This is a genomic window from Catenulispora rubra (genome assembly GCF_015356825.1).
Classification (GTDB): Bacteria; Actinomycetota; Actinomycetes; order Streptomycetales; family Catenulisporaceae; genus Catenulispora; species Catenulispora rubra.
Window position 1 is genome coordinate 1 of record NZ_JAACYW010000424.1, and the last position, 7,454, is coordinate 7,454.

Genomic DNA, 7,454 nt, shown 5'->3' on the forward strand with positions numbered 1-7,454 from the left:
CTGTGCCGTGACGCGTTAGTTGTCACCTGGCCATGCGATCTGTCACCGTGACGGGATCTTGATGCCGGTGTCGATGGCGTGGGCAAGCTCGACGGCGCGCTGGCCGAGTAGTGCTCGTAGGTCTGCGTAGTGCCGGACGGGGTCGGGTCGGGAGAGCTGGAATCCGGTGGGTCCGTGGCGTAGCTGCCAGGCGCGACGGACTTGGGTGGGTTGTGCAGCTTCGATCGGACGCGGTGCGAACCGGAGTTCGCCCTGGGTGACGTGGGCCCAGACGAACGCGGAGGCCTCTTGTCGTTTCCGGTCGTCCAGGACGGGCTTGAATGGGCCCGGAACCGGCGGGAGGCGATCTGTGATGTCGTGCCACTCGTCGAGGGTGAGGGACCAGTCTCGGAGCGCTTCACGGCGCCGGCGGTAGTCGACCAGATCGGCGGCGGTATCCAGGCGTTGAGCGAGGTCGCTTAGGGCTTGGGTGAAGCGGTCCGGGCCAAGGGCGGTCAGCCACTGATAGAAGTCGTGTGAAGGCGCGTATTGGCCGCCGTCGGGGTTGAAGCCCAGGTAGTGGCCGGCGTCACCGATCGACCTGCCCGCGACCCGTTGGACGAGGGTCGCCGCCGCGACGCGACGTGCGGTCGTGACGCAGGAGCCGCAGTGCAGCGGCGCGAGGTGCTCAAGGAACCAGGCTTGCTCGAGGAACGCCGGTATGTGTTCCGGGCGGTAGCTGTCGGTGCGAGCGGGGGCCCTGGCGCTGTGGGGTCCGGCGGTGCGCCGGAAAGCGCGGAGCAGGGGTTCGGCTGCTTGCCGTAGAGCGTCAGAGCACGATGATTCGTGTCGGGCGAAGACCGTCGCCCACGGCGCCCGGCTGGGACGGCCATTCCGTGAGGCTTGGACGTGCTGTGCCAGTACGCTCTGGAGATCGACGCTGTCGCGGACGGCGGCTGAAGCTGTCAGAAGCGCGGCTGTCGCGAGCGGACTGGTCGGAGGCGCGTCAAGGATCAGACGGGTGCGGTCGGCGGTCAACATACGGATGTGCTCATCGGCCGATTCAGCCAGATCGGCCGCGATCAGGTCGCGGCCGAGGGGCCAGGACGCGCAGAGCAGGGCGGTGATCAGACGGAGATCGGTGAACGGGCCGGCGTCGTCGCCGGTGGGACGGTGGGGATCGAACATGTCGAGCAGTCGTCGCTGTAGTTGAAGCACGTCTGGGCCAGGGCAAGGATCTCCGGTGTCCCTGAGTCTGTTCAGGTAGGCGCCGCACGATGGCCGCGTCCGTCCGTCCGCCGGATGGCCGGGGCCGGGTTGACGGCATTGTGCCGGGTGCAGGGTGTTGTCCGCGATCTGGGCGAGCAGGTGCGGTGACAGCCGGTCGGGATGACGGCCGGTGGGGCAGCCGTGTTGGAGGAAGACCCGATGTTCGACGCAGGCGAACGCGATGGGCAGGTGCCAGATCTTCTTCCAGGGGCCGCCGAGCTGCTGTTGGAGCGCGCTGCCGTCGCCGGCCAGGCAGTGCGGGCAGAACCGGGGGCGGGTGTTGAACAGCCAGTCGTCGGTCGAGGGACGGCCGGTGGTCCCGGTCAGCGACCGGGCGATGGGCGGGTAGCGGTCCGCCCAGGGGCGGAGCGTCAGTCCGGCGGCCTCCTGATGAGCCAGCTGTGTGGCTGCCGCGAAGTACTCGATGTCGAGGTCGAGCAAGAGTCTGCGACTGAGCGCGGTGGTGGTGGTCCGTCGGATGCATCCGGTCAGGTGGGCCAGACCGATGGGCGCCAGGTGCAGGCGGAAGGACAATCGCAACAGGAATCCGGCCAGGGACTCGCCCTTCAGCGGGCCCAGGCTGCGGCCCAGCGGCCGCGGCGGCGTGGACGAGGGCCGGTCATCCATCCGCGGCCTGTATTCCGCCGTGGTCGTCGAACACCGTGTTGCGCGGTTTCGGGGACTTCTTGCCCTCCGGCTGTCGTGGGGGCCGGACGTCGGCGGGGATGTCGGGGACCTCGCCGGCCTCCGGATCGAGGTCGGCGAGATTTCCCAGGCGGATGGGGGTCCGTGCCAGCAGTTCCGGGGTGAGCCGTTCTTCCCCGGTGGTGATCGCCTCGGTGCAGCCATCCTCGATCAGGCGTCGTAGCAGGCCGATGATGCCGCGGGTGCGGCGGAACAGGTATTCGGGCATCGCGCCGGTGGTGAGCATCCCGTCGAAGGAACCGAACAACCGGAGCTGGTCCTCGATGCCGGCCAGGTGTTCCAGGAAGGCGGTGATCCCGGCCGGGGTCGCGTAGTCGAACGGGTCGAGGTCGACCATGTCGAAGCGCCGCTCGGTCTGGGTGGCAGCCGCGCTGTTGTGGCTCTTGCCGCGTTTGACCTCAGGGAAGACCCACTGGCCGGTGGCTGTGTCGATGTAGGCGTCGCGCAGCAGCCCGGAGTGCGGGATGTCGACGCCGATCAGCACCAATGTGACGTTCAGGTCCATCAGCTCCCTGATCAGGTCCAGGGTGTCCTGGTCGTCCTCGCGGTGCAACCGGAGCCTGGTGATGTCGTCCAGCAGCAGGGCGGTGGTGTTGTGGTCCCGGATCGCGTCCCGGACCGCGCGGATCAGGTCGTCCAGGTTCTTGGGGTAGGGGTCGCCGTAGACGTCCAGGATGGTCTTGCATAACGCCTTCGGTGCCGCGCGAACCGGCAGGCGGCAGTAGGCGACCGGAACGAACACGTCGCGGGTCCCCGGGAAAGGTCTCGGCAGCAGCTGGCGGTGGACGTCGCGCCACAGATCCTCGAACGTGGCGGCCGCGTCGCAGGCAGTCTCCGTCTTCCCTTGGAAGCCTCCGCCGTTGATCATGAGGCCGTCGCGGGTGCCGGGCATGAACTTCACGGCGTTGTTCTGGAGCCGCCCGCGCAGGAAACCGGAGACTCTCTGGCTCATCGGCGTCTCCTGCAGCCGCATGTTCACATGCGTTGCGGTCCGGTGCAGGTCGTGTAGCGCTTTGCGTCTTGGGCTCAGCGCCGAGTACTCCTGCAGCGACAGCCGCGGTGCCGGGGTGAACGTGCCGCGCATCGCCCGCCACTGCTGCCATCCCTCCCATCGGGTGCGGTCCGGCGGCGGCCCGGCCCGCAGGAACGGGACGATCGGGCTTTCATCGGCCGGCAGTTCCGTCACGGGGATCCTCCTGGTCGTCTTCGGGCAGGAGGAACACGTTGTGATGCCGGAAACTGGATCCCAGCACCGGCGGGGGCTTGGGCGCGACCGGGACGGCCGCCTCCCGTCGGCGGCGCCGTTCGGCGTCGATGCCTTCGGCGACCTGGGCGGCCCGAGCCGGCCAGCGAAGCGGCGTCACCGTCGTCGGCAGTCCTCCGAGACGGCCGTCGTGCTCGTCAGGGGCCTGTGCCGGCCGATCGCTGTCGGCGGCTTCAGCCTGTGTCACCTCGCGGGCGTGCTCGGTGCGCTGGGTCTTGCCCATCCGCGCCGGCCACTGACTGACCGGGATCTTCGAGCCGATCAGTTCCAGCAGCACCGGCAGCAGCTCGGTGTCCGACCTCGGCGTGAGCCCGCAGTCCCGCACCTTCTTCATCAGGTCGCGCACCCGCGCGTCGCCGAACGCGGGCATCTGCCCGACTTGCGGCAGCCCGGTCCAGGCCAAGGAGTGCCAGGCATGGCTGAGGGGGTCTTGGAAGAACACGGCCCGCCGGTCCCGTGGATCCCGCCGGATCAGCCACTTGCCCTTGTGCTTGCCACCGCGGGTCGAGGGCTGTCCGCGGTAGTCAGCCAGGATTCTCTCGTCGTCATACCAAAGATCGCGGATCTTCACTCCGCGCCGGGCATCGATCCGGACGTAGTGCGCCGGCAGCAGCTCGTAGAACAGCTCCGGGCGCGGGATCTCCATGGCGAACCCGACCTGGGCGAAGGAAGCCGCGAACAGCGTGTTCGGGCTGTGCGTCCCGTCGGGGTCCCAGGACGGCGGGCAGTCGCGCAGGACCCTGTTTTGCCACGCCCTCACGATCCAGGAGGCGATCGTGTGTTCCATCTCCTCCACCGTCAGTGCCGCGTCGCCGCCCGGGTCGGCGCCGCGGTCGGCGACGTCGACGCCGGTGTAGCCGGACAGCTTCTCGAACAGCAGTGATCTGATCACGCCGAACGCCCGCTCGCAGGCGGCCTTGTCCGTGGGGCGAAGCACCCGGCTGGGCAACACGTTGCAGCCGATCACGCGCTGCACCTCGACCAGGTGGTGGTTCCGATAGACCGAGCCGTGATCGGTGGTCACCGTCTCGGGGGCGAAGAACGGCAGGCCGGCGACCTCGTGCCCGGCGAACTCGGCGACCACCGCGGCCGGGATCCCGGGATAGGGCCAGGCCATCTCCGGCCCCCAGTCCGGGCGCATCGGCAGCGGCATCATCACATCGCGCAGCAGCATCGCCACGTCCACCGCAGTGTCGGAGACCAGGGTGAGACGGAACGCCACCAGTGAGTGCGTATAGACGTCGAGAGCGATCGTCAAGTGCGGGCTCACCGGGTCTCCGAACACGCCCTCGCGCACCTTCACCGGCAGCACCGTGGTGTCCAGCGCCACCACCTGGCCGGGCCGGTGCACCACCACGTGGCCGTTCTTGACCGGCAGCTCCGCCGAACGCGCGTAACGCTGCCGGGCCCCGCCGGGCCCGAACCACTCCCGCCAGATGCGGCAAAGCGTCCGATAGCTGGGGACCTCGACCTGGTCGCCGAAGGTCTCGCGGACGTATTGGCGGATCAGGAAGTCCTTGGTGCGCATCGATACCCGCGACCCGCGCAGCGTCTCCTCCCGGACCGCCAGGATCGCCTCCCTGACCTGCTCGGTGACGCTGGGGTGCCCGCCGCTTTCCCGCAGCCACCGGTCATCGGCGCAGCCGACCAGGCCGGCCCGCCGCCGGTCGACATCCCAGCGAATCAACGTGCGATAGCCGACCTTGTCCAGGCCCAGCAGCTTGGCCTGCTGCCGGTCCAGGCCCGCCAGCTCGGCCACCTTGGCGTGACGCCGCTGCGTCAGCGTCGTGGCATCCGGGTCGTATTCCGGCCTCGGCTCGCCCGGCCCCGGACGAAGCCGGTCCCCGCTGCGGAAGCCGGTCTCCACTTCCAGAAGGTGCGCCAGCCGGAGTTCGGCAAGTTGCCGCCGACCGGCCGTCAGATCTTCGCGTGCTCGAGGCTGCCGACCCCGATCCGCGCCGGTGGCCGCCGTCCGGGATGACGGACGGCACTGCGGATGGTTGGCCAGGAACCGGAAACTCACCTGCTGCCGGACTCCGTCGGCCGCAACGAGCTGCACCCGCCCGAGGTGGGGTTCGCGGCGTTCGATCGTCCACTCGGCGCTGTCCAGCACCACCCCGGCCCCCGGCGACAGATCCAGCACCGCGGCCCCGGACCTCACGGCGACACCCCGCCGACGGCCGGGACGACGATCGAGCTGTCGGCCAGAGGCGCGGACAGGTCCACTCCCAGCCGCCGGTGCCAGATCAGGTGGAGCAGCAGGGCCCTGGCCACTGGCTCGCACCGGCTGGCTGCGGCGAGCTCGCCGAACGACAGACCGCGGCCGGCCGAGTCCAGAAGCCCCGGCCGCAGACCCAGCGGATCGGATAGCGGCCGGCGCTGGGACGACAACGCGTCCAAGGACGCGGGAACGTGCTCACGCCACCGCCCCACCAGCACGAAGTGCCAGCCGCAGGCCAACGCGACCTCCGCAGCAGCAGCGAAGGACTCCCGGTCCTCGTCCCGGATCAACGGCTCCGGGCGGACGTCGATCAGCCACACCCCGAAACGCGTCACCGCCAGGAAGTCAGGGGTGTGGTCCCTGGGCCTGCGACCGTCAGTGGTCCCGAATCGGATCTTCAGCGGCTGGGACACCACGTCGAGCACGTTTCCGGCGAAGTCCAACGCCAGCAGAACCCGCGCCTCCTCCAGGCTCTCGAACCCGTGGTGCCGGCCAGTGCTGACCAGGAACTCAAGGCCGGGACGGTGTCGTTGTCCGCGACGCCAAGAGAACCCGCGAATCGGATCCGCACCTGTCACCGGCGACTGCGCCAGGTCCCAGACTGAGCAGGAATCCAGAGCACGCCCGCTCCTCCAAGACACCGACCACCGCCGGGGCCAGTTCTCGGCCAGGTCCAGCCCGGCTGCGCCCTGCCCGACGCCGACAGGGACGATCAGATCTGTCCACGAGACGCGATACGACCACAACGGTTCGGGCAATCGTTCCTGACCGAGGCCAGCGTTAGTGCTGCGTGTGTAGGACACCACGACTCAAGCACAGCACCCCGATATCCCAGCACAAAGGGAATGACGGAAGCGCATCCAATCGCCACCCCCGCGAGCGTGCCGAGTTCAGCACACCGTGTCCGTGCCGAAGCGAAAGGACAGCGGCGTCAACAGATTCAGCAGCTGCCACTCCGGCCGGGCCTCGAGGGCATCGAACCACTCCTCAGGGGCGCCGCCGTGCTCTGGGAACCACCAGTCGCTGAAGGACCCAAGGCCGGCGAGATCCTCACCCATCTCGAAGTCCAGACGGCATTCGACCTGTACCAAGCCGTCCTCGGCGTCGGTCGCCAGCTGACGGACCAGGCTCAACGCGAACACGGGGTCGCCTTCCGAGCCGAACGGGCCGTACTGATAGAGCAAGCCGTCCGCATCGGCGACATCTGCAGCCGTGACGGCCCTCGCGGCGAACATCCGGAACGCTCCGAGCGCATGACGGGCGTGATCAGGACTCGGTCGCCAGTAGTAGAAGTTGTCGCCCTGCCGCTCGAAGAGCACCTCCCAAGCGGCGGCGGCCTCGGCGACGTTCAGCGGCCGATGGAACAGGATCGGCCTGGGCCCGGACCAGTGGGTGTAGCTGCCGTCGGCGTGGTACTCCTCCGAATCGTCACCGACCAGCCTCGCGTCCAGCTTCGCAGCGATCGCCGCAAGCTCTGCCGCGACGCCGCCGCCCTTCCAGATAGTGATCCCGCCTTGGCGCCACGACAGTAGCCGGGACGTCCCATCAGCGCTGACAAACTCGTACTCCGGAGCGGATCCCTCCGCCCCATGTCTGATCATCTGCGGCTCGGCATCAGCAACTGCAGTCCACTCCGCCAACGAAATCGGGAACAGGGCACTGTCGAACGAGAAGTCGGCGCGGGTGAAGTGCAGGTCGTAGCCCATCTCGGCTCCTTCCGTTTGATGAACGCCTCATCGTGCCATCGACAACCGACGACCGGGCTATTCGCTCCGACGTGCCATGCCATGCACCAGTCTGACCTGACCCGTGATCGATCCCGCGAGCATAGGACTGCCAGCACTCGTGATCGACTGGAAGGGTGCTCGGACCGGACCGCCAACGGTGACAACAAGCCTGGCAACTCGCACCAGGTGACAAGAATCTTGGCCCATCGGTGACAACCACGCTGTCCCGCAAGGACACGGCAACCAGCTCAGGGCCTACCCCTGGTGACAACTATCGTGTCCCGGCACA

Annotated in this window: 5 protein-coding genes; all 5 read right to left on the reverse strand. The window is 68.5% G+C overall.

Annotated elements, in window-relative coordinates; all coding sequences use genetic code 11:
• Positions 1-42: 42 nt before the first annotated feature.
• Positions 43-1,875, reverse strand: a complete 1,833-nt coding sequence (locus GWK61_RS51090; RefSeq protein ID WP_194921302.1) for a TniQ family protein — start codon at positions 1,873-1,875, stop codon at positions 43-45.
• Positions 1,868-3,139: an AAA family ATPase gene (locus GWK61_RS51095; RefSeq protein ID WP_194921303.1), complete on the reverse strand. Its 1,272-nt coding sequence runs from the start codon at positions 3,137-3,139 to the stop codon at positions 1,868-1,870. Before GWK61_RS51095 ends, GWK61_RS51090 begins: the two co-directional genes overlap by 8 nt.
• Positions 3,117-5,378 (reverse strand): COG3415 family protein, encoded by a 2,262-nt coding sequence (locus GWK61_RS51100; RefSeq protein ID WP_194921304.1) that lies wholly within the window; start codon positions 5,376-5,378, stop codon positions 3,117-3,119. Before GWK61_RS51100 ends, GWK61_RS51095 begins: the two co-directional genes overlap by 23 nt.
• Positions 5,375-6,196, reverse strand: coding sequence for a TnsA-like heteromeric transposase endonuclease subunit (locus GWK61_RS51105; RefSeq protein ID WP_228564350.1), 822 nt, complete (start codon positions 6,194-6,196; stop codon positions 5,375-5,377). The genes GWK61_RS51100 and GWK61_RS51105 overlap by 4 nt, the downstream gene beginning before the upstream one ends.
• Positions 6,197-6,328: 132 nt before the next feature.
• Positions 6,329-7,144: a hypothetical protein gene (locus GWK61_RS51110; protein WP_194921305.1), complete on the reverse strand. Its 816-nt coding sequence runs from the start codon at positions 7,142-7,144 to the stop codon at positions 6,329-6,331.
• Positions 7,145-7,454 lie beyond the last annotated feature (310 nt).

What these genes read in the sequence shown, in the direction of transcription:
- GWK61_RS51090 (WP_194921302.1), bottom strand. Translation starts at nt 1,875, where the DNA reads ATGGATGACCGGCCCTCGTCCACGCCGCCGCGGCCGCTGGGCCGCAGC.
- GWK61_RS51110 (WP_194921305.1), bottom strand. Translation starts at nt 7,144, where the DNA reads ATGGGCTACGACCTGCACTTCACCCGCGCCGACTTCTCGTTCGACAGT.